This is a genomic window from Streptomyces coeruleoprunus (assembly GCF_039542925.1).
GTDB lineage: Bacteria > Actinomycetota > Actinomycetes > Streptomycetales > Streptomycetaceae > Streptomyces > Streptomyces coeruleoprunus.
Genome location: NZ_BAABIT010000001.1, coordinates 6,959,552 through 6,979,698, shown reverse-complemented (window position 1 = coordinate 6,979,698; position 20,147 = coordinate 6,959,552). Strand labels below are relative to the sequence as shown.

The 20,147-nt window shown below is 74.5% G+C and carries 15 protein-coding genes; 7 read left to right on the top strand and 8 right to left on the bottom strand.

From position 1 onward, the window contains the following. The first annotated feature begins 7 nt into the window (after nt 1-7). A complete protein-coding gene (locus ABEB09_RS31260) occupies nt 8-1,027 on the top strand; it encodes a Gfo/Idh/MocA family protein (RefSeq protein WP_345693274.1) in 1,020 nt (339 codons plus the stop codon). A 286-nt stretch (nt 1,028-1,313) separates the two neighbouring features. On the opposite strand, the gene ABEB09_RS31255 is transcribed toward ABEB09_RS31260, so the two are convergent. Next, a complete protein-coding gene (locus tag ABEB09_RS31255) occupies nt 1,314-2,387 on the bottom strand; it encodes a glycosyltransferase (protein ID WP_345693273.1) in 1,074 nt (357 codons plus the stop codon). Nucleotides 2,388-2,575: 188 nt separating this feature from the next. Between ABEB09_RS31255 and ABEB09_RS31250 the strand changes: the two genes are divergently transcribed. Beyond that, the gene (locus tag ABEB09_RS31250; RefSeq protein WP_345693272.1) at nt 2,576-3,178 is read left to right on the top strand and encodes a GNAT family N-acetyltransferase; all 603 of its coding nucleotides are present in this window, start codon (nt 2,576-2,578) and stop codon (nt 3,176-3,178) included. Here ABEB09_RS31250 and ABEB09_RS31245 read toward each other — a convergent pair. Together ABEB09_RS31245 and ABEB09_RS31240 are read right to left on the bottom strand one after the other, a co-directional pair. Next, nucleotides 3,175-4,980, bottom strand: coding sequence for a DddA-like double-stranded DNA deaminase toxin (locus ABEB09_RS31245; RefSeq protein WP_345693271.1), 1,806 nt, complete (start codon nt 4,978-4,980; stop codon nt 3,175-3,177). The two genes, ABEB09_RS31250 and ABEB09_RS31245, sit on opposite strands and share 4 nt — an antisense overlap. A gap of 114 nt (nt 4,981-5,094) precedes the next feature. Then, complete coding sequence (locus ABEB09_RS31240) at nt 5,095-5,637, bottom strand: Imm1 family immunity protein (protein ID WP_345693270.1); 543 nt, start codon at nt 5,635-5,637, stop codon at nt 5,095-5,097. Between the two features lie 734 nt (nt 5,638-6,371). On the opposite strand from ABEB09_RS31240, the gene ABEB09_RS31235 reads away from it, so the two are divergent. Next, nucleotides 6,372-7,367 carry a glycoside hydrolase family 43 protein gene (locus ABEB09_RS31235; RefSeq protein ID WP_345693269.1) on the top strand — a complete coding sequence of 332 codons (996 nt, stop codon included), beginning with the start codon at nt 6,372-6,374 and terminating at the stop codon, nt 7,365-7,367. A 3-nt stretch (nt 7,368-7,370) separates the two neighbouring features. On the opposite strand, the gene ABEB09_RS31230 is transcribed toward ABEB09_RS31235, so the two are convergent. Further along, nucleotides 7,371-8,249: a helix-turn-helix domain-containing protein gene (locus ABEB09_RS31230; protein ID WP_345693268.1), complete on the bottom strand. Its 879-nt coding sequence runs from the start codon at nt 8,247-8,249 to the stop codon at nt 7,371-7,373. A 320-nt stretch (nt 8,250-8,569) separates the two neighbouring features. Here ABEB09_RS31230 and ABEB09_RS31225 point away from each other — a divergent pair, with 320 nt between their 5' ends. Then, the gene (locus tag ABEB09_RS31225; protein ID WP_345693267.1) at nt 8,570-9,211 is read left to right on the top strand and encodes an NlpC/P60 family protein; all 642 of its coding nucleotides are present in this window, start codon (nt 8,570-8,572) and stop codon (nt 9,209-9,211) included. 202 nt (nt 9,212-9,413) lie between these two features. Here the strand turns inward: ABEB09_RS31225 and ABEB09_RS31220 are convergent, their stop codons facing one another. Further along, nucleotides 9,414-10,703, bottom strand: a complete 1,290-nt coding sequence (locus ABEB09_RS31220; RefSeq protein WP_345693266.1) for a streptophobe family protein — start codon at nt 10,701-10,703, stop codon at nt 9,414-9,416. Between the two features lie 280 nt (nt 10,704-10,983). On the opposite strand from ABEB09_RS31220, the gene ABEB09_RS31215 reads away from it, so the two are divergent. Then, complete coding sequence (locus ABEB09_RS31215) at nt 10,984-12,027, top strand: DUF6777 domain-containing protein (protein ID WP_345693265.1); 1,044 nt, start codon at nt 10,984-10,986, stop codon at nt 12,025-12,027. A 121-nt stretch (nt 12,028-12,148) separates the two neighbouring features. Next, nucleotides 12,149-14,080 carry a rhamnogalacturonan lyase gene (locus ABEB09_RS31210; protein ID WP_345693264.1) on the top strand — a complete coding sequence of 644 codons (1,932 nt, stop codon included), beginning with the start codon at nt 12,149-12,151 and terminating at the stop codon, nt 14,078-14,080. A gap of 58 nt (nt 14,081-14,138) precedes the next feature. Here the strand turns inward: ABEB09_RS31210 and ABEB09_RS31205 are convergent, their stop codons facing one another. Then, on the bottom strand, nt 14,139-15,536 hold the full coding sequence (locus tag ABEB09_RS31205; RefSeq protein WP_345693263.1) for a 3-hydroxybutyrate oligomer hydrolase family protein: 1,398 nt from the start codon (nt 15,534-15,536) through the stop codon (nt 14,139-14,141). Nucleotides 15,537-15,583: 47 nt separating this feature from the next. Then, nucleotides 15,584-16,840, bottom strand: coding sequence for an extracellular catalytic domain type 1 short-chain-length polyhydroxyalkanoate depolymerase (locus tag ABEB09_RS31200; protein ID WP_345693262.1), 1,257 nt, complete (start codon nt 16,838-16,840; stop codon nt 15,584-15,586). 247 nt (nt 16,841-17,087) lie between these two features. Here ABEB09_RS31200 and ABEB09_RS31195 point away from each other — a divergent pair, with 247 nt between their 5' ends. Then, nucleotides 17,088-18,998: a serine/threonine-protein kinase gene (locus tag ABEB09_RS31195; protein ID WP_345693261.1), complete on the top strand. Its 1,911-nt coding sequence runs from the start codon at nt 17,088-17,090 to the stop codon at nt 18,996-18,998. A 13-nt stretch (nt 18,999-19,011) separates the two neighbouring features. On the opposite strand, the gene ABEB09_RS31190 is transcribed toward ABEB09_RS31195, so the two are convergent. After that, nucleotides 19,012-20,082 (bottom strand): class I SAM-dependent methyltransferase, encoded by a 1,071-nt coding sequence (locus tag ABEB09_RS31190; protein ID WP_345693260.1) that lies wholly within the window; start codon nt 20,080-20,082, stop codon nt 19,012-19,014. Nucleotides 20,083-20,147: the final 65 nt, after the last annotated feature.

The window sequence follows — 20,147 nt, the reverse complement described above, 5'->3', positions numbered from 1 at the left end:
AGCCACCATGACCCACCAGGGAACGCTCGGGGTCGCCGTCATCGGTACGGGCCGGATGGGCGCCGACCACGTCCGCCGGATCAACGAGGTCATCAGCGGGGCGCGGGTCGCCGCCGTCGTGGACGTGGACGCCGAGCGGGCGAAGGCCGTCGCGCAGGGCGTCGACGGCTGCACCGCCCACACCGACCCGGCCGCCGCGCTGGCCTCGGACGACGTCGACGCCGTGCTCATCGCCTCGCCCGGCCCGGCCCACGAGGCGACGCTGCTCGCCGCGTTCGCGCACGACCTGCCGGTGCTGTGCGAGAAGCCGCTCACCCCGGACGCCGCGTCCGCGCTGCGCGTCCTGGAGGCCGAGCAGCGGCTGGGCCGGCGGCGGGTCCAGGTGGGCTTCATGCGGCGGTACGACGCCGAGTACCTGCGGCTCAAGGCGCTGCTGGACAGCCGGGAGCTGGGCCGGCCGCTGATGCTCCACAACCGGCACCGCAACGCGTCGTCGCCGCCGTGGTTCACGAGCGCCATGCTGATCAACGACTCGGTGGTGCATGAGATGGACGTGACGCGCTGGCTGCTGGGCCAGGAGATCACCGCGGTGACCGTGCTGCGCCCGGTGCCGTCGGGGAACGCGCCGGAGGGGCTGGAGGACCCGCAGCTGGTGCTGTTCGAGACCGACGGCGGCGTGATCGTCGACACCGAGATCAACGTCAACTGCGGGTTCGGCTACCAGGTGCAGGCCGAGGTGGTGTGCGAGCGCGGCACGGCCCGGATCGGCGACGGCCACACCATGGTCACCAACGCGGCGGGCCGCTGGGGCGGGACGATCGCCCAGGACTTCGTGGAGCGGTTCGCCGACGCCTACGACCGGGAGGTCCAGGCCTGGGTGGACGCCACCCGGCGCGGCGAGGTCACGGGCCCGAGCGTCTGGGACGGCTACGCGGCGGCGGCGGTCTGCGAGGCGGGCGTCCGCGCCCAGAGGGAGGGCACCCGCATCACGGTCGACCTCATCGCCCGACCGGCGCTGTACCACTGACCGCCCGGTCGGCCGACCGGCCGCAGGGCCGCCGGCACCGGCACCGGCACGAGGCCGCGACAGCCACGGGGCTGCCGCGGCCTCGCGGCCGTGGGGCGGCTCCCGGAGGGGCACCGCCCCGGCGATGCCGGGGCCCCGTTGTCGCGACGCAGTGGGCAAGGGCGGGTTTGCCGACCCCGGGACTACCCGTGCCGCCGCCGGCGCCACCAAGCGCCTGCGGTCCGGACCACTCGGGGGAGGGCGACAGCGAACGCCCGCTCAGCCAGGACGACGACAAGTGCGGTGATCAGTGCTGTTCCTGGAACGGCAGCGGCCGGGGAGCAACTCCCAGCCGATACAGCCGAGACGCCCAGAACGGCTGGTCGGCCATGACCGGTACGGGCAGGGCCGGCACTCCGGCCCGCAGTCCGGCCGCGGTCGTACCGGCCCCTGCGTGGTGGACGACGGCGGCGGTGCGAGGAAACAGCCAGTCGTGTGGGACGTCGCCGATGGCCAGGACGTCGTCGCCGCGGCCGCTCAGACCGGCCCACCCCGCCTGCACCACCGCGCGCACACCTGCCCGCTCCACGGCCGCGGCCACCAGCTCGCTGAGCCGTTCCCCCTGCCCCGCCGCCATACTGCCGAACCCGATGAACACCGGAGGCGGACCGGCCTGGAGGAAGTCGACCAGTTCGGCCGGGGGGTGCCAGCCGCACGGCCGCGCGGGCCACCAGTAGCCCGCCACTTCCGCCCAGGACGGCCAGTCCTCGGGGCGCGGCACCACCAGCGGGCTGAAACCGTGGAAGACCGGCCGGACGTCCACCGGTGCCGAGGACGCGCCGGCGGGCAGCCCGAGGTGGGCGCGCAGCCGGGTCACGGCGCCCGCGAAGACTCCTTCCGCGCGCCTCAGCACGTCCCGGCCCGCGGCGAGGTTGCCCTCCGGCCCGAGGCCGTCGGTGCTCCGTGCGTTGGGCAGCGGGAACTCTCTGGTGGCGATGGCGGGTACGAGGTAGGTGCCGACGACGGGGATGCCGAACGCCTCGCCGGCCGTCAGGCTGAGCGGTGCCGGGCCGGAGGCGGTGAGGAGCAGGTCGGATCCGCCCGCCACGGCCTCCGCCACGCCATCGGCGAGCCCATCCGCGTACGCCCTGGTCAGTGCCCGGGCCTCCTCCCGCGACGCGGCCCGGGACCAGGCCCGGATCAGCTCCCGGGGGTCTCCCGGCACGGGCCGGTGGTCGAGACCGCACCCGCCGACGAGTGCGGCGAAGGACGGGTGAGCGGCCACGGCGACCTGATGGCCCGCATCCATCAGCCGCCGCCCCAGCCCCGTGAAGGGTGCGACATCTCCCCGTGAACCGGCCGTGATGATCAGAATCCGCATGGCGCGATTCTCCCCGGCCCGTACCGCCCGGCCACCGCCGCCGGCCGAGGCGGTCCCTCAGCACACCCACCATCAGCCCCCGCACTTGCCCAGCACCGTCCCACCGCCCTCCGTGGGTAGGATCCGGGAGTTTCCGCGGCCGCGAGTACGCGGTGAGCCCATTCACGTGACCGTTCGAGGGGGACCACATGACGCAGCAACGGCCCATCGCGATAGAGCGGATGGACGGACCGGCCGCGGTGCAGGCCGCGGGCGCGTTCCAGCTGATCTACGCCGAGGCGTTCGCCGAGCCTCCTCACTGCGAGACCGAGGACGACGTCGCCGCCGCCTTCCGCCGCTTCCCCGTCCAGGCGCGCAACCGCGCCTTTCGCGCGGTCCTGGCCCGTACCGAGGACGGGAAGCCGATCGGCATGGCGTACGGCCACCCGCTCGGGCCCGACACGGTGTGGTGGGACGAACTGACCGAGCCCGTGCCCGACGACATGCGGCGCGAGGACGGGCACCGCACCTTCGGGCTCATGGAACTCGCCGTGCGCGGACCGTGGCGCGGACAGGGGGTCGCGCGGCGTCTGCACAAGACGCTGCTCGACACCGTCGGAGCCGAGCGGGTGCTGTTGAACGTCCACCCGGCGAGCAAGGCGGCGTCGGCCGCCTACCGGGCGTGGGGATACCGCAAGATCGGCGAGGCGCGCCCCGGGGCCGAGGGCGCGGACCTCCATGACGTGATGCTGCTCGATCTGCGCGGGCGTGGCGGCCGGGACCGCCACGCGCAGCGGGCGGTTCGTCCCTAGCCGACGCCCGTGATGGTGAAGGGGACCAGGCCCGACGGAGTCGGGTACCAGACCGTCATCGTCGAGCCCCTGGGGAGGATGGCCCTCACGGCCTGATCGCACGAGAAGGGGCCCCTGCACACTCCGCCGCTGTTGTTGATGACCACGTCGGCGTGGGTGATGCCGTGCTCGCGCATACGCCACGCGATCTTGGTCTCGACGTGCGTGGCCGCCGTGTGTTCCGCTCCCGCCCGGGGGCGTGCCGCGTGCGGGGACGACTTGAGGAAGGTGTCGATCGCGCGGGTGGACGCGGTCCGGCCACTGGTCATCACGCCGCCGATCCGGTTGCCGGCCTTGTCGACCACCTGGCCGGCGGTCGGTCCGCGGTCGACGCGCCTCGGCAGGCTCGCCGCCACCCGTTCGTACGACGCCGGGGCCCTGCAGTCTCCCGCTCCGGCCTGTGAGGCCGCGTACGCCACGGGCTTGGCCACCGCCGGCTTCGCCCCCGGCGCTCCGGCGGCCGCCGGACACCGGGCGTCGCGCCCCTCCCGGTGCACCTGCCTGACCAGGCGCTGCACCTCGGCCACCGCGAGGACGCGCGCCTCGATCAGGGTGGAAGCCCGGGACGAGATCGTGTACCGGACGATCCCGCCGCCCTGCGCCCTGGACTGCGCCCGCGCCCTTGCCTTGTGCTGGGCGTCCACGGAGGAGAACACCGCCCCCGCCTCCGGGGACGAGCAGGACAGGCTGCCGGACACGGCCGTGCCCTGGACGGGGAACGTGCCCCGGCTTCCGCACCTCCCGGCGTACCGGCCGTCGATGGAGATGGTCGCGGTCAGGGCGGCGGTGAGCGTTCCCCCGGTGACGCGGGTCCGCGCCGCGGTGCTCAGCTTCCCGGTGAACCGCTGCTGTACCGAGCAGCCCCCGTGGCCGCAGTTCAGCTTCCCCGCGCTGTCGAGGGAGAAGCCGACCCCGGGGTCGATGGCGTCGGCGAGCTGTCCGACGTCCCGCGCCAGCCGGTCGTACATGCCGGGAACGGCCGCCCCGGGCACCGGGGAGAGGTCGACCCCGTCGGAGTCGCCGCCCAGCAGCGGCCCCGTCGTCGCCCGCCGCACCTTCGGCGGCCCGCCGACGGCGCCCTTCAGCCGGTCCAGCAGCCCGGACGGCCCGTTCGGCTCGTACGGCTCCAGGCGCAGCACCCGGTACGGTGGCTGCCGCGCCACGAGGATGCGGCCCGCCGAGGTGTCCGCCGCCAGGGCCGGGACGCCGTTCACCGCCAGGGGAGGGTCGTGCGGCTCCGGTAAGCGGCGTACGTCCTTCAGTGCCTTCCCGAGCAGGGTGGCCAGTTTGCGCGGGGCCGGGTACCGGTCGGCGGCGTCGGCCGGGAAGGCGGAGCCCCCGCCGAAGCCGACCGTCCACCGGCCGGGCGCCTTCGCGGCCCGCTTCTTCCCGTCCCCGGCCGGCGGGGGCGCGGGATCGTGCTTCCAGCGGCTGTACGTCCTGCCGCCGGCCGTCAGTATTTCCTTCCGGGCGCCGGCGGCGGAGCCGGTCTCGCCGAACTGCATCCCGGAGGGCGTGACCGTGATGTCGTGCCGTGAGGACCCGGTTCGCGACCTGTCGGCGTACCGCAGACCCGGCTCTTCCGCCAGCGCGACAAGGGCCTGTTCGAACGGCTCCCGGTTCTGCGCGCCCCCGCCGCGATCCGGCGTCGTCGGCGGTGACGACGCCAGCCAGGCCAGCAGCCCGGCCACCAGTGCCAGGACCACCGCGCCGACGCCGCCCGCCAGCAGTAACCGGCGGTTGGTCAACTCTCTGTTCACCATAGCTCCTCCATGCCGGGGAGCTGGCAAGTCTCGTGGCTCAGAGCCCAGTTGTGGAGTAGTTTTCTAGAAGAATTCTCCAGACCTTCCGGGGGGCGCGTGGACAGCCACGGCGTCTCACGCGAACGGGTCGTGGTCCTCCACGTCCTCGGTGATCGACGGGCGGTCGAGCCGCTGCCCGTTCATGTGCCCCTCGACCCAGTCGACGCACCCTGGCCGCTCTCCCGTGGCCGAGCGGCAGTACTCCTCCAGCGCGGCCCGCACCCGCGGGATGGGCAGGGCGCTGGCCGGGTCGTGGAACAGCGGGTAGCCGGGGTCCGAGACCACCCTGGGGTCGAAGTCGGGCGGCGTCGCGTTGTCCGACACCCAGACATGCTCGTACACGCCGCCCCGCCGTGGATCGTCCATGGTGACGAACCAGATGAGCGCCCCGTAGCCCGTGGACCGGTTGGCCGCGACGCGGAGGTGGCTGCACCGGCCCCGGCGGTCCGGCCCCGGAGGGTCGGAGAGGGCGAACCAGGCGTCGTTCCCGGGCGCGATCCCTCGAGCAACCGGGCGCTCCGGCTCCAGGTTCTCCAGGACCTCCGCGATGAGACGAGCGCGCTCCTCCCAGGTCTCGGCAAGCTTCTCGACTCCGCCGAACGAAACGGTCAGTCGCACGTCGGTCCTCCCCTACCGCCAGTGGCCACTTGATCCATACATCATCACGCCCACGCCCCTGACCCGTGGCCGAGCACCGGGATACCGGCCCCGAGCGGCGCCCGTCGGCGCGGCACGGCTGTGGCGGTTCACCCTCGCATGGCATACGGGGGCACAGCGAGGCGCTCGGCTTGCCTCGCGTGACGCCGGGCGTGCGCGGGTCGCACGGCGAACGCGACGGGGCGGTACGCCCATCTCATCCGACATATGGCGCGGACCTGACAAACAGGGATCCGCGGCGTCGTCCTCCATCACGCTTACCGGTGAGGACGCCCCCACGGATTGCGCCCCGGGCCCGTCCGGACCGGTTGCCCGGCCCCGAGGTGGCGTGTGGGGCTCCTCATGCGCTGATCACCGTACACACGACACTCCGGACCCGGGCCCCGGGAAGTTCGGCACGTTCACCGGCAGCCCACGCATCCCCACGACCGGGCGGCCCAGCGCGATCCACTCCACGGAAAGCCGAGCGAAAGGCGGGCGACACGGGGACGGCGTTGTCCCAAAGACCAGGGCTCCATCGTCCCTCCAGCCGCATGCCGACCGGCCACGCGCGGCCGACGGGACGAACGCCACCAGCCGGCCGGTCCGTCGTTCGTTCTAAGGGACGTCGCCGGTCCGGTGCGGCGGGACGCCGGTGCCCCCCGGGCGGCGTCCTCGATGACGTGTCCGGCCCGCTCGCCCGAGGAGATCACTGCATGTCCCTCCCCCGCAGCCCCCTGCCCCCGCGCCGTCGTGGACGGCTTCTCGCGGTGGTCGCCGCCGTCCTCGCCGCGGTCGCCGGGCCGGTGACGGCTCCCGCCGGCGCGGTCGCCGGGGCGGACGCGCCGCTCCCGGTGCTCGACCGGGAGTTCGCGGACCCGGACGTCGTGAAGGTGGGCCGTACCTACCACGCGTACGCGACCAACGGCGACGGCCGGAACGTCCAGCACGCGACCTCGGCCGACCTGGTGCACTGGACGGTCGCCGCCGGCGACGCCCTGCCCGCGCTCGGTGCCTGGGCGGTGCCCCGCCGCTCCCTGGTGTGGGCGCCGGAGGTCTTCTCCAACGGCCGCGGTTTCACGATGCATTACACCGCCCGGGACCGGGCCAGTGACCGGCAGTGCATCGGCGTGGCCGTCGCGGACTCGCCGGACGGGCCGTTCCGGCCGGTCGGCGACGGCCCGCTGGTCTGCCCGGCCGCCGAGGGCGGCGCCATCGACGCGTCCGGGTACCGGGAGGGCGCCCGCCGGTACGTGCTGTGGAAGAGCGACGGCAACTGCTGCGGCCGCGACACCTGGCTGCACCTCCAGCCCGTGTCGCCGGACGGCACGCGCACGACGGGCCCGGCGGTCCGGCTCGTCAAGCAGGACCAGCCGTGGGAGGGCCAGGTGGTGGAGGCGCCGACGCTGGTCGAGCGGGGCGGGCGGTACGTGCTGTTCTACTCGGCCGACCACTACGGCGACGACCGGTACAAGACCGGGTACGCGGTGGCGGCCCGGCTCACCGGCCCTTACACGAAGGCCGCCGCACCGCTGATGAGCACCGAGTCGTTCGGCGGCGCGGTGCGCGGGCCCGGCGGGCAGGACGTGGTGAAGGGACCCGACGGGCGCGACCTGATCCTCTTCCACGGCTGGAGCGAGGACCGTTCACGCCGGGTCCTGTACGCCGTCCGCCTCGACTTCGCCGACGGCCGCCCGGTCGTGCGGAACTGACGGTCAGCCCCATTTCTGGCGCTGCGTACGGTCGCACGGGAGCGTACGCAGCCCAGGGCCGTCGTCGGCCAGGCACCGCCCGGTCTCCCGGCTCCTGACCTGGGCCGACTCGTCGCCCCACAGCGTGACGGTCCAGGTCTGGGACCCGTTCGCGCCGGAGGTGCAGGGCCGTGTGCGCAACCCCGCGTCGCCGTCCTCCAGGCAGGCGCCGGTGGCGTGGTTCCTCAGCCATCGGGACCCGTCCGGCAACCTGTGCGCGCTCCACCGCTGGTAGCTCATGCCGTTGCAGGCGTACGTGCGCAGCTTCTTGTCGAGGCTGTCGTCCAGGCAGAGTCCCGTGGCCCGGTTCACGAAGATCCTCACGACGGTCTCCTGCGGCCACACGCCGCCCGGAGTCCCTTCCGCGCCGGCCGCCGGCGCGCTCCCCGGCCCCGACCGCGGGGTCCGGGCGGTGCCGGGCGCCAGAGCGACCGCGGTGACCACGGCCCCCAGCAGCACGCCGGACAGCGCTCCGCCCAGGGCGCACACCCGGCGGCTGCGCAGCCAGGTGCGAGCCGCGTCGCCCCGGCGGCGGGCCACGCCCGTGTCCGGGGGCGCGGCGGTACCGGACGGCTCCGCCGCCTGCTTGGGCTGACTCCGGTCGGCCGCCTCCCACAGGGCGCGGTACTCGGCGGGGTCGGCGTCCAGCGCCCGGCACAGGTCCCGGACCGTGGCCCACGGCGGGACGGTGCTCCCCCGGAAGTAGCGCGACAGCGACGAGTCGCTGATCAGCACCTCCCGCTCCAGCGAGCGCAGCGTGCGGCCGGACCGCTGCTGGAGTGCGCGCAGGGCGCTGCCGAGGCGCTGTGCGGGAGCCTCCCCGGGCCGTTCACTCTCCGCCATGGCCGCTCCCCCTTCTCGCGCGGACCGCGCACCGCGGACGCGCACCGTGGTCGCACCGCGGACCGCGCGGACCGCGCTGCCCCACCGCACCGTCCCCTGTCCCGGGACAGGGGCGTCCCAGCAGGTCAGAACCTTAGGGATCCCGACATCGGTGAAGCAAACGGGACACTCTTGCGATGGGTGACGCACCGCCACAAAACTCTGAGCCAGCCGGTTCCGCGGTCCGGGCCACACGGTCGGGCCACCGCCGGGGCGCACCACTGCACGCCCCTGCGGCGCGGACCGTGCTTCCCACTCAGCCACCATTCCTGGAGACACCCATGTCCGAAAGCACGCCCACGTTCCCGACCGCCTCCGCGCCCGCCTCCACGGGGGCCCGCCGCTGGGGCGCCGCCGCGCTGACCGTCCTGGTCTGCCTGGGCTCCGCCGCCCTGACGACCGCCCCGGCACCCGCCGCGCAGCCCGCGCCCGCCAGGTCGGTGGTCGTCCAGGCCGCCGGCCACGGCACCCTGACGGCCCGGCCGGCGGCGCCCGGCATCACCCGCGCCCAGGTGCTGGAGCGGGCGAAGACGTGGCTGACGGCCAACAACGGGCGCCCGGTTCCGTACAGCCAGAACAAGCGGTGGAAGGACGGCTACCGGCAGGACTGCTCGGGCTACGCGTCCATGGCCCTCGGCCTGGCGGCGCCCGGCCCCAACACGGTCGCGCTGAAGAACAACGGCCACACGCGGCGGATCGCCATGAACGAGCTGGCCCCGGGCGACCTCGTCATCAAGGCGAACAGCAACAACCCGAACAACCGTCACGTCGTCATCTTCGACGGCTGGGCCGACGAGGCGCGCACCGTCTACAAGTCGTACGAGCAGGCCGGCGGCGTCGGCACGCGCTGGAAGCAGCACTCGTACGGCGTCAGCGGCCGTGACGGCTACCACGCCTACCGCCCGGTCAACATCGTCGACTGACCGTCCGGCAGGCCTCTCCCGTCCCCGGTGCGCGTGCGCTCCCCCAACCTCCGCCGCGCACCGGGGGCTTCTCCGGCCGGAGACATCCCGCATCCCCTGGAGCCGAACGGCGGTCCGAGGTCGGCCCCTCCGGCGTTCGAGGAGCGGGGGGTTCGGGGGCGCAGCCCCTCGATTCCGAAGGGGAAGATCCGCCGGACACCGTCTAGCGGTCCGTCACCTCGCCTCGGCGGTGTACCCGGGAGGCGAGCAGGCCGCCGGTGAAGCCCGCGACGAGGCCCCACAGGAGGGCGAGGCCGACCATGGCCCACAGGTGGGGGCGCAGCTCGACGAGGCCGCCGAACTCCTCCAGGTCGGCGATGCCGAAGAGCGACAGGCCGTAGCGCGCGTACACCCGGGTGACCGGGCCCACGACGAGCATCGTGAGGGCGAAGGCGACGCCCAGGTGCAGGGCCTGCTGCCACAGCCGGGTGCCCGCGGGCGAGCGTGCCGCCATGACGAACCCGGCGGCCAGCAGCAGCACGGCGGCCACCGGGATGAGCCACCAGGCCCGTTCGTCGTGCGCGGCGAGGGCGCCGACGTCCAGCGTGGAGTCCTGCTTGCCGCGCAGCACCAGATCGAGCAATTGGGGCATGGGCAGTCCGAAGGGCCCGTCGACGCGGCCCTCCCAGGAGCCGCCGATGCCGGTGCCCAGGGCGAGCCAGACGACGTTGGGCAGGCCGAGGAGGAGGACGGCGAAGGTGTCGGCGGGGTGGCCGCGGGTCGCCGCCACGACCAGCCCGGCGACGGCGCCGACGACGACGTACGCGAGGAGCAGGAGCAGCATCGCGAACGCGGCCGGGCGGACGGGCTCCTGGTAGCGGACCAGCCGGGTGGGCAGCGGCGCCCTGCGGGACACCAGCAGGGCCATGGCCAGGACGCCGAGGATCCACAGCAGGCCGTAGCCGAGGGTGGAGCCCGGGTCGGCGCGGAAGCCGACGCTGGTCGAGATGTCGAGGAGGTCGCCGATCAGGTCGGCGGCCGTGCCGGCGGGCACGACATCGGTGAACGTGTGCCGTGCCAGGGCCGTCAGGACGCCGAGTCCGGCGAGCCAGAGGGCGGCCGTGGCGGCGATCCGGCCGAGGAGTTCACCGGCCGAGGCGATGGCGTGGTGGCGCAGCGGGCGCAGGAAGAGGACGCCCGTCACGAGGGCTCCGGCGAGGGTCACGGACAGCGGCATCGCGGTGACTTCGGCGTCCGTCCCGGCGATGGCGCCGGCGGCACCGGACAGTTCCACCTCGCCGCCCGCCGCCATGATCACGACGGAGGCCAGTACGGGGAGGAAGGCGCCGTCCGGCAGGTCGGCGGCGCCCGCCGCCCACAGACCCAGCGCGGCCGTGACGGCCATGGCGACCAGTCCGGCGACCACGGCGGCGAGGGCGTCGAGGCAGACGCGGACGGCGCGGCGCGGGTCGCCCGGGGCGGTGGTCCGTACGGCGGCTCTCTGGCTGCTCACGTCTGCCACGGTAGGCACGGAGCGGGTCTCCCGGCTTGCGGGCCGCACCCGGACGGGGCACACAATGGGCGCGAATCAGGAGAAAGGGAAGTGAGGGAAGAACGTGACGTCCGACCCTTCGTCCGACCGCCCCACGGGTCCGCCGTCGGGGCCTCTGTCGGGCCCTTCCCGCGGTCCGGGCCCCGCCGGTCCCGGGCAGCCGCCGACCGGGGAGCCGCCGACCGGGGAGCCTCCGGTCCCGCCGGGGGGAGGTGGCGGGGAGCGCCCGTGGTGGCGGTCGGTGCCGCTGATCGCCGCGGTGGCGGGGGCTCTGGTCGTCGCGGTGGTCCTGGCGGTCGCCCTCACCCGTACGGGGGACGGCGACGCCGGTCCGGGGGATACGGCCACCGGGCCGAGCGCCCCCGTCAGCGACGTGTCCCTGACCCCGGCGGGCCGCGGTGAGATGCTGGCCGAGCCGGTGTCCCACCCCGGCCCGGCCCGGTTCATGCCGGACACGGGGGACCCGGAGCCCATGGGCACGGTCGAGCGCCCGCGCCGCACGACGTACACGGGGGCGGCGCGCGGGCTGTACGGGGGCACCAGGAACAAGGCGGCCTGCGACGTCCCCGCGCAGATCGACTTCCTCTCCTCCCACGAGCCGCAGGCCAGGGCGTTCGCCGGGGCGCTGGGCATCGCCCGGCAGGACATCCCGCGCTACCTGGAGGGCCTGACGTCCGTTCAGCTGCTCCAGGACACCCGGGTCACGAACCACGGCTACGCGGGCGGCGGCCGGTTCACCCGCTACCAGGCGGTGCTCCAGGCGGGCACGGCGGTCCTCATCGACGACAGGGGCGTGCCGCGGGTGCGCTGTGCGTGCGGGAACCCGCTGAGGGAGCCCGAGGTGGACCGGACGTACAAGGTGGCGGGGAAGCCGTGGCGGGGTCTCCAGCCCTCGCGGGCGATCGTCGTCCGGCCGGCGCCGGAGCCGGTGGAGGTCTTCGTCCTGCACAACGTCAAGGGCGGTGACCCGATCTCCCGCGAGGCGGGCGACGACAAGGGGCGGCGCGACAAGGAGACGACGGGCCCGGCCGACACCGCCTCGCCCGCCGAGGACGAGACGGCCACGGAATCCCCGGCGGAGGCCTGCACGACCATCCCTCCCGGCGAGCCCACGCCCGCCGGCGCCACGCCCTGCCCGCCGCCGTCCTCCCCGGAGTCCGGCGACAGCCCGCCCGGTGAACCCAGGGACGCCGACACCGGCCAGTCCTCGCCCGGCGGGGCGTCGCCGAACGGCAGCCCACCCGTCCCGCCGAAGGACGCGCCGCTCACCCCTGCGGAGCCCTGACGGCTGTGTGACCCATGAGCTCCCTGTGACACCAGGAAATTGAAAGGGAAACGAACCGGCAACCTTCCTCGGCCGGGTGGCGACCGACGGGTGTCCCCACCCCCGACAACGAGGTCGCGTGATGTTCCGATCCCCCCGAACGACCCGCCGTCCCGGCCGACTTGCCGGGGCGCTGCTCGCCGCCGTCCTCGCCGGAACCGGCGGTGTCCTCGCGGTGCAGCAGTCCGCCGGCGCCGCCGTGCCCGCGGTGACCGTCGCCGCGGACGCCTCCGGCACCGCCCGGGCGCTCGCCGCCGCGCGGGTCGCCGAGCGGCTGGACCGCGGCGTGGTCGCCGTCCCGGCGAGCGGCGGCGTCCTCGTCACCTGGCGCATGCTGGGCGACGACCCGTCCGACGTGTCGTTCCGGCTGTACCGGGGCGGCACGCTCATCGCCACCACCCAGAAGACCAACCACCTGGACACGGGCGGCTCCACCTCCTCCTCGTACGAGGTGCGCGCCGTCGTCGGGGGCGTCGAGCAGCCCGGGGCGCGCGCCTCCGTGTGGGCCTCCGGCCGGCTCGACATCCCGCTCCAGAAGCCGCCGGGCGGCACCACCCGGGACGGCGTCGCCTACACGTACTCCGCGAACGACGCGAGCGTCGGCGACCTCGACGGCGACGGCGCGTACGAGCTGGTCCTGAAGTGGGTGCCGTCCAACGCCACGGACGTCGCCAACTCCGGGACCTGCACCGGCCCGACCGTCTTCGACGCGTACGAACTGAACGGCACCCGCCTGTGGCGGATCGACCTCGGCACGAACGTGCGCAGCGGCTCGCACTACGACTCGTTCCAGGTGTACGACTACAACGGCGACGGCCGGGCCGAGATGGCCGTGCGCACCTCCGACGGCTCGCGCGACTCCGCCGGCACCGTCATCGGCGACCCGAACGCCTCGCACCTCGCGGCCAATTGCGCCGTGATCAGCGGGCCCGAGTACCTGTCCGTGTTCAACGGGCAGACGGGCCGGGTCATGGCGTCCGTGCCCTTCGAGCCGGCGCGCGGGTCCGTCGCCGACTGGGGCGACACCTGGGGCAACCGCGAGGGACGGCTGCTGTCCGCCACCGCGTACCTCAACGGCTCGACCCCCAGCATGATCTTCAGCCGGGGCATCTACGAGCGGATCGCCATCGCCGCGTACGACTGGAACGGCACCACCCTCACCCGCCGCTGGAAGTTCGACACCAACTCGTCGACCAACTACGGCAAGGGCTACGACCAGCAGGGCAACCACAACCTCGCCGTCGCGGACGTCGACGGCGACGGGCGGGACGAGATCCTGTACGGGGCGATGGCCGTCGACGACAACGGCGGCGGCCTGTGGACGACGAAGCTGGGCCACGGGGACGCCCTGCACGTCGGCGACCTGCTGCCGTCCCGGCCCGGCCTGGAGTCGTTCAACGTCCACGAACACACCGGCTCCGCGTACGGCTACGAGATGCACGACGCCCGCACCGGCGCGATCCTCTGGGGTCAGCGCACCGGCACGGACGTGGGGCGCGGCCTGTGCGCCGACCTGACGCGCGGCCACGCGGGGGCCGAGTGCTGGTCCAGCGGGGGCGGCCTGTACGCGGCCGACGGCACGAAGATCAGCGACGCGGTGCCGACGTTCAGCGGCGCCGCCTCCTACAACTCGGCGATCTGGTGGGACGGCGACGCCCACCGCGAGCTGCTGGACCACCGCTGGTCCGGGACGTCCGGCACCGGGTACGGGCAGGTGCTGAAGTACCACGACTCCACCGACCTGACCCGTATCTGGTACGACACGGCGGCCCGGTCCGGCAACTGGACCAAGGGCAACCCGGCGCTCTCCGCCGACCTCCTCGGCGACTGGCGCGAGGAGATGATCTGGCGCAACGCCGACTCGACGGCGCTGCGCCTGTACACGACCCCGCACCCGACCGATTTCCGGCTGCCGACGCTGATGCACGACCCGGTGTATCGGCTGGGCGTGGCCTGGCAGAACACCGGCTACAACCAGCCGCCGCAGGTCAGTTACTACCTGGGCACGAACTAGCGGTACGACGGCGGGGCCCGGGTGGTGAGCGGCCCGGGCCCGCCGCGTTCCTCCGGTCTCAGCGGGCGGTGCCGAGCGGGCAGTCCCGCAGCAGCCCCTCGGGGCTCGCCCCCGGCGGCATCGGCACCGTGCCGCCGGCGGGCGGCCTCTGCCCCCGGTCGAGCCAGGTCTCCAGCGCGGTGAACGCGGAGCGGTGGCAGGGCACGAGGGGCCGCAGCCGCCCGGGGAAGGCGTCGACGAGCCCATCCGTATGGGTGGCGCCCTCGACGCGGTAGTAGCGGTGCAGGGAGCCGCGCCCCGCGCCCCGCACCATGGCCGCGTAGACGTCGGAGTCCTGCCCGATCGGCAGCAGGACGTCCAGCGTGCCGTGCACGGTGACGAGCGGCTTGCCGATGCGGCCGGTCAGGGCGATCCGGCCGACCGCCTCGCGCACCTCGGCGGGCCGGGCGGCGTAGTCGTAGTCCGCCTCGGACGCGCCGTCGTAGCCGGGATCCAGCTCCTGCCGGTACAGCCGCTGGGTGAGCCCCCAGTACACCTGGTGGTGGTAGGGCCACAGGAACTCCGAGCCCTCCGGGTACCCGGCCGCGTGCAGCGCCCGGGTGGCGTCCCCGGCGCCCGGCCCGCCCGCCGCGTGGGCCGGGTAGTGGCGCAGGGCGGGCGGGAGGAACGTGAGGAGGTTCGGGCCGTCGGCGCGCCAGAGGGCGCCCTCCCAGTCGACGCCCCCGTCGTACAGCTCGGGGTGGTTCTCCAGCTGCCAGCGGACCAGGTAGCCGCCGTTGGACATGCCGGTCACCAGGGTGCGGGCCGGAGGCCGGTGGTAGCGCTGGGCGACGACCGCGCGGGTGGCGCGGGTGAGCTGGGTGAGGCGGGTGTGCCACTCGGCGATGGCGTCGCCGGGCCGCTCCCCGTCGTGGTGGAAGCCGGGTCCTGTGTTGCCCTTGTCGGTGGCGGCGAAGGCGTAGCCCCGGGCGAGGACCCAGTCCGCGATGGCCCGGTCGTTGGCGTACTGCTCGCGGTTGCCGGGCGTGCCGGAGACGACGAGGCCGCCGTTCCAGCGGTCGGGCAGGCGGATGACGAACTGCGCGTCCTGGTGCAGGCCGTGGTTGGTGTTGGTGGTGGAGGTGTCGGGGAACCAGCCGTCGATCTGGACGCCGGGCACGCCACTGGGCGTGGGGAGGTCCCGGGGCGTGAGGCCGGCCCAGTCGGCGGGGTCGGTGTGGCCGGAGGCGACGGTTCCCGCGGTGGTGAGTTCGCCGAGGCAGGCGACCCGCTGGTGGGCGGCGCCGGGGACGCGCAGGGCGGCGGCCACGGGACAGGGGCCGGCGGGCGGCGGGGCCGCGGGGGCGGGTGTGGGGGCGAGGAGCAGCGCCGTGAGGGGCAGGGCGAGCAGGGCGAGGGAGGTGCGGCGGGGCCGTGGGGTGCGGGGGCGGCCAAGTCGTCGGCTGGGCAACGGCATGCGGATGTTCTCCTCCGGGGTCGCGCGGATCACTCGGATCACTCGTGTCAGGGGCAGTGGGTGTCGGCGAGCGTGAACCAGCCGGGCGGCGACTCCTTGAGGGTGTGGGTGACGAACGTGTTGTAGAGGCCCATCTCCTGCCGCGAGCCCCTGGCGTACGTGAGGCCGCCGCTCGTGGTGGCCCGGCCTTCCTGGACGTGCCGGTAGTTGCTGCTCGTCCAGCAGGTGGCGGGCGCGGGCGACGGGCCGGGGTCCTGGCCGGGGCCGGCGAGGCCGAAGAAGCGGACGATCCAGTGGCTGGAGCAGATCGATGCGAGGAAGTACGGGGCGCCCGTGCTGCCGCACTGCCCGGGGCCGGTGCCGGGGTCGACGGGGGTGCCGTGGCCGATGGCGGGGACGCGGTTCACCTCGACGGCGACGGTCCCGTCGGCGGCCGGGTACTCCTCGTGGCGGGTGGAGTTCGGGCCGATGAGCGACGTCCGGGCCGGTGTCTGCGGCAGGCCGTGGACGGCGGTCCACTGGTCCCTCAGCTCGTCGGCGTTGCGGGGCACGACGGTGGTGTCCCGGTCGCCGTGCCACACGGACACCCGGGGCCGGGGCCCGGTCCAGGAGGGGTACGCGTCGCGCACGCGTCGCGCCCAGTCGGCGGGCGTGCGGTCGATGCCCGGGTTCATGCAGGTGAAGGCGGTCGCGGTGTCCCTGGCGCAGTCGTAGGGCAGCCCGGCGACGACGGCGCCCGCGGCGAAGGCGTCCGGGTACGCGGCGAGGAGCACGGCGGTCATGGCGCCGCCGGCGGACAGCCCGGTGACGTGGACGCGGCCGGGGTCGCCACCGTAGGCGGAGACGGCGTGCGCGGCCATCTGCCGGAGCGACGCGGCCTCCCCCTGGCCGCGGCTGCTGTCGGCGGGGAGGAACCAGTTGAAGCACTTGTTGGGGTTGTTGGCGGAGGACTGCTCGGCCAGGACGAGCAGGAAGCCGTGGCGGTCGGCGAGTTCGGCGAGGCCCGAGTGGTCGGCGTAGACCTGGGCGTTCTGGGTGCAGCCGTGCAGGGCGAGCACGACGGGCGGGGCGACGGGAAGGGCGGCGGGGCGGTGGACGTACATGGCCAGCTGCCCCGGGTTGGGCCCGAAGTCGGTGACCCTGACGAGGTCGGTGGCCGCGGCAGCGCCGGACGGCGGGGCGACGACAGCCACGCCGAGCAGCAGGGCGGCGAGGACCGCGAGACGGCCCAGGAGGTGGTGGGCCGCACCGGGGCGGGGACGGGGGCCCGGCAGTGATCGGGGCGGGTTTGCGGACGGCGGCATGGCGGCTCCCGGGAGGCGTACGGGACGTACGGGGTGGGGTGTCCGGAACCGTAGGGGCGGTCCAGGGGGCCGGGGTATGGCTGCGGGCCCCACTGTCCCGGCGGCGCCGGGCGCGTGCACGGGGATTGCGACGGGAGCGGGGCGCCTGCTAAGGCGTGTCGGCCGCCGGGCGACGGGACTTCGCGGACCCGCCCGGGCGGGCCGGACCGGGGCATGAGGGGGCGCGGGGTTGTGCGAAGATCCGTGCGTGCGATCGATCACCGCTGAAGACCCTGCCTGGATAGGCCCCTACCGGATCCTCGGCCGTCTGGGCGAGGGCGGTATGGGCCGTGTGTACCTCGCGCGCAGCGAGGGCGGCCGTACGGTCGCCGTGAAGCTGATCCTGCGGGAGCTGGCCCAGGACGCGGAGTTCCGGCAGCGGTTCGCACAGGAGGTGTCCGCCGCGCAGCGCGTCGGCGGCCGGTGGACGGCGCCGGTCCTCGACGCGGACACACGGGCCGTCATGCCGTGGGTGGCGACCGGTTACATCCCTGGCCCCTCGCTGACCGAGGTCGTCGAGAAGGACCACGGGCCGCTGCCCGAGGCGTCCGTGCGGGCGCTGGCCAGCGGGCTGTCCCAGGCGCTCGCCGCGATCCACTCGGTGGGCCTGGTCCACCGGGACCTGAAGCCTTCGAACATCCTGGTCACCGTCGACGGGCCGCGCGTCATCGACTTCGGTATCGCCCGCGCCCTCGACGCGCAGGGCGCCACGGGTGACGTTCGGACCCGGACGGGCGCGGTGGTCGGCTCGCCCGGCTTCATGTCGCCGGAGCAGGTGCGGGGGCAGAGCATCACGCCCGCCTCGGACGTGTTCTGCCTGGGCGCGGTCCTCGCGTACGCGGCGACGGGCCGGACGCCGTTCGGCGGCGCCGACAGCGGTCTGCACAGCGTGCTGTACCGGATCGCCCAGGAGGAGCCCGATCTGACGGGCGTGCCGCCCAAGCTGGCGGGGCTGGTCCGGGCGTGCCTCATCAAGGACCCGGCGGGCCGGCCCTCGGTCGCCGAGCTGGTCGAGGCGACGCGGGACGCCGAACCCGCCGGGGCGTGGCTGCCCGGCGCGCTCCTGGCGCAGCTCGGCCAGCGTGCGGCCCGCCTGCTGGACGCGGAGGCGCCCGCGGCGCGGGTCGCCCAGCACCCCGCCCCGCCGCCGCTCGCCATGCCGGGGCCGTCCCCGTACGGGCCCACGGCGCTGGCGTCGACCCCTCCGCCGGTCCCGCACAACCCGTACGCGCCGGGCCCGCTGATGACCGCTCCCCCGCTCGTGCACGGCCCCACGCCCCCGCCGCCGGTGCGGAGCGGCCCGAGCGGCGGGCGTGTGGCGCTGATCGTGCTCGCCTCGGTGGGCGGAACGATCCTGGCGGTCCTCATCCTGCTGATCGTGATCGGCATCGTCTACGGGGACGACGAGGAGACTCCGGCCGAGCCGAAGGGAGACGTTCCGCGGTCGCTGGTCGGGGCGTGGGAGGGCGTGCTGGACGACGGCAGCGGCGAACGGATCCACGGCCGGTTCCGTGTGACCCAGGGTGTCCGCGGCGCGCTGGTCGCGACGGTCGTCTCGTCCGGGGGGGACAGCTCGTGCGAGGGGCGCAGCCCGCTGGCCTCTGCGAACGCCACCAGCATCGTCCTCGGTGAGGGTCGTCTCACGCGGTCCCTCCCCGCCGCGGAAAGCGACAGCCTGGGCTGTGTCGCTCCCCCGCGCCAGACCCTCCTGGTGCAGCCCGACGGCTCGGTGGAGTGGCGCGTGGGCACCCTCAGCACGATCCTGTCCGACGCCGAGACGGGTGAGGCCGTCGTGCACCCGAAGTTCCTCGGCACCTGGAACCTCCGTGCCGACCGGGCCGACGACCGGCTGCGGCTGACCATCGATCAGGGGGCGGTCGGCGACAAGGTCGTGACGGCGACCGGCTCGGGGAAGTACAAGAACTGCACGTGGACGTCGGTGCTCGTGGGCGCGCAGGCCGACCGGCTGGTGCTGTCCCCGTTCGAGTCCGGCAGGAGCGGCTGCCCGGTGCGGGGGACGCTGCTGATCACTCCGGCCGGTGACGACAAGATGTACGTGGAGGGCATCGGCGAGTCGGAGGGCTCCGAGCGCCGGGAAATGGTGCGTGTGGCGTCCTGACGGCCCGGCGCGGTCACTCCTTGCGGGCGATGTAGTAGAGGTTGACCGGGTCGCCTTCGATGGACCGGGTCGCCACCTCGCCGAACCCCGCCTCGGCCAGCATGCGGCGTGCCGTCTGCTCGCCCCACACCGTGCCGAGTCCCGCTCCGCCGGTGCTGAGGGACGTGGTCATGCAGTAGAAGACGGAGAACCCGAAGAGCGCCGGGCCGAGCGGGTGGTCGACGTTCTCCTCCAGGTTGCTGGAAGCGGCGATGTCGCCCATGAGGAACGTGCCGCCCGGCCGCAGCGCCGCCGCGACGGCCGCCAGGGTCTGGGCCGGGCGGGCCAGGTCGTGGATGACGTCGAAGGCGGTGATCACGTCGTACGTGCCGGGGATCTCCGTGGAGTCGGCGACGGTGAAGCGGACGTTGCCGAGGCCGAGCCGGTCCGCCTCCGCTCGCCCGGCCGCCACGCCCTGCTCGGACTGGTCCAGACCATGGAAGCGGCTACGGGGGAACGCCTGGGCGAGGACCACGGGCGCGTGGCCCTGGCCGGTGCCGAGGCCGAGCACGTCGACGCCCTCGCGAAGCCGTTCCGTGAGGCCCGGGACAAGCGGGACGAGTGTGTCGACCAGCGCGGCGTCGTAGACCCGGGCGGACTCCTGGGCCTGCAGCTCCTGGAAACGCGGGTACGCCGAGTACGGCACTCCCCCGCCCGTGCGGAACGCCTCGACGACCTGGTCCTCCACCCCGCCCATCAGGGAGACGTACTGCATGAGGGTGGCCAGGTTGTCCGGTCCGGCGGCCCGGGTGAGGGAGGCCGCGTGGGCGGGCGGCAGATGGTAGGCGGCGCCGGCCGGGTCGTACGTGACGAAGCCGCCCACGACCATGCCGCCGAGCCACTCGCGGACGTAGCGCTCGTCGAGGCCTGCGGCCTTGGCGATCTCGGCACTGGTGGCGGGCGGCAGGCCGCTCATGGTGTCGAACAGGCCTGTGCGGTGCCCGACGCTGGTGAGCAGCGCCAGGGCCGCCCCGTTCAGGACGTCGACGACTCGGCCGGCGAACTCTTCGCGCTCTTCCTGCGGTGCGGTCCCGGGGTTCGGCATGACCCCTCCTCGACGGTGGGCGGCCCCTTCCTCCACCGTAGGCACCGGCCGGCGCGGCGCACCTC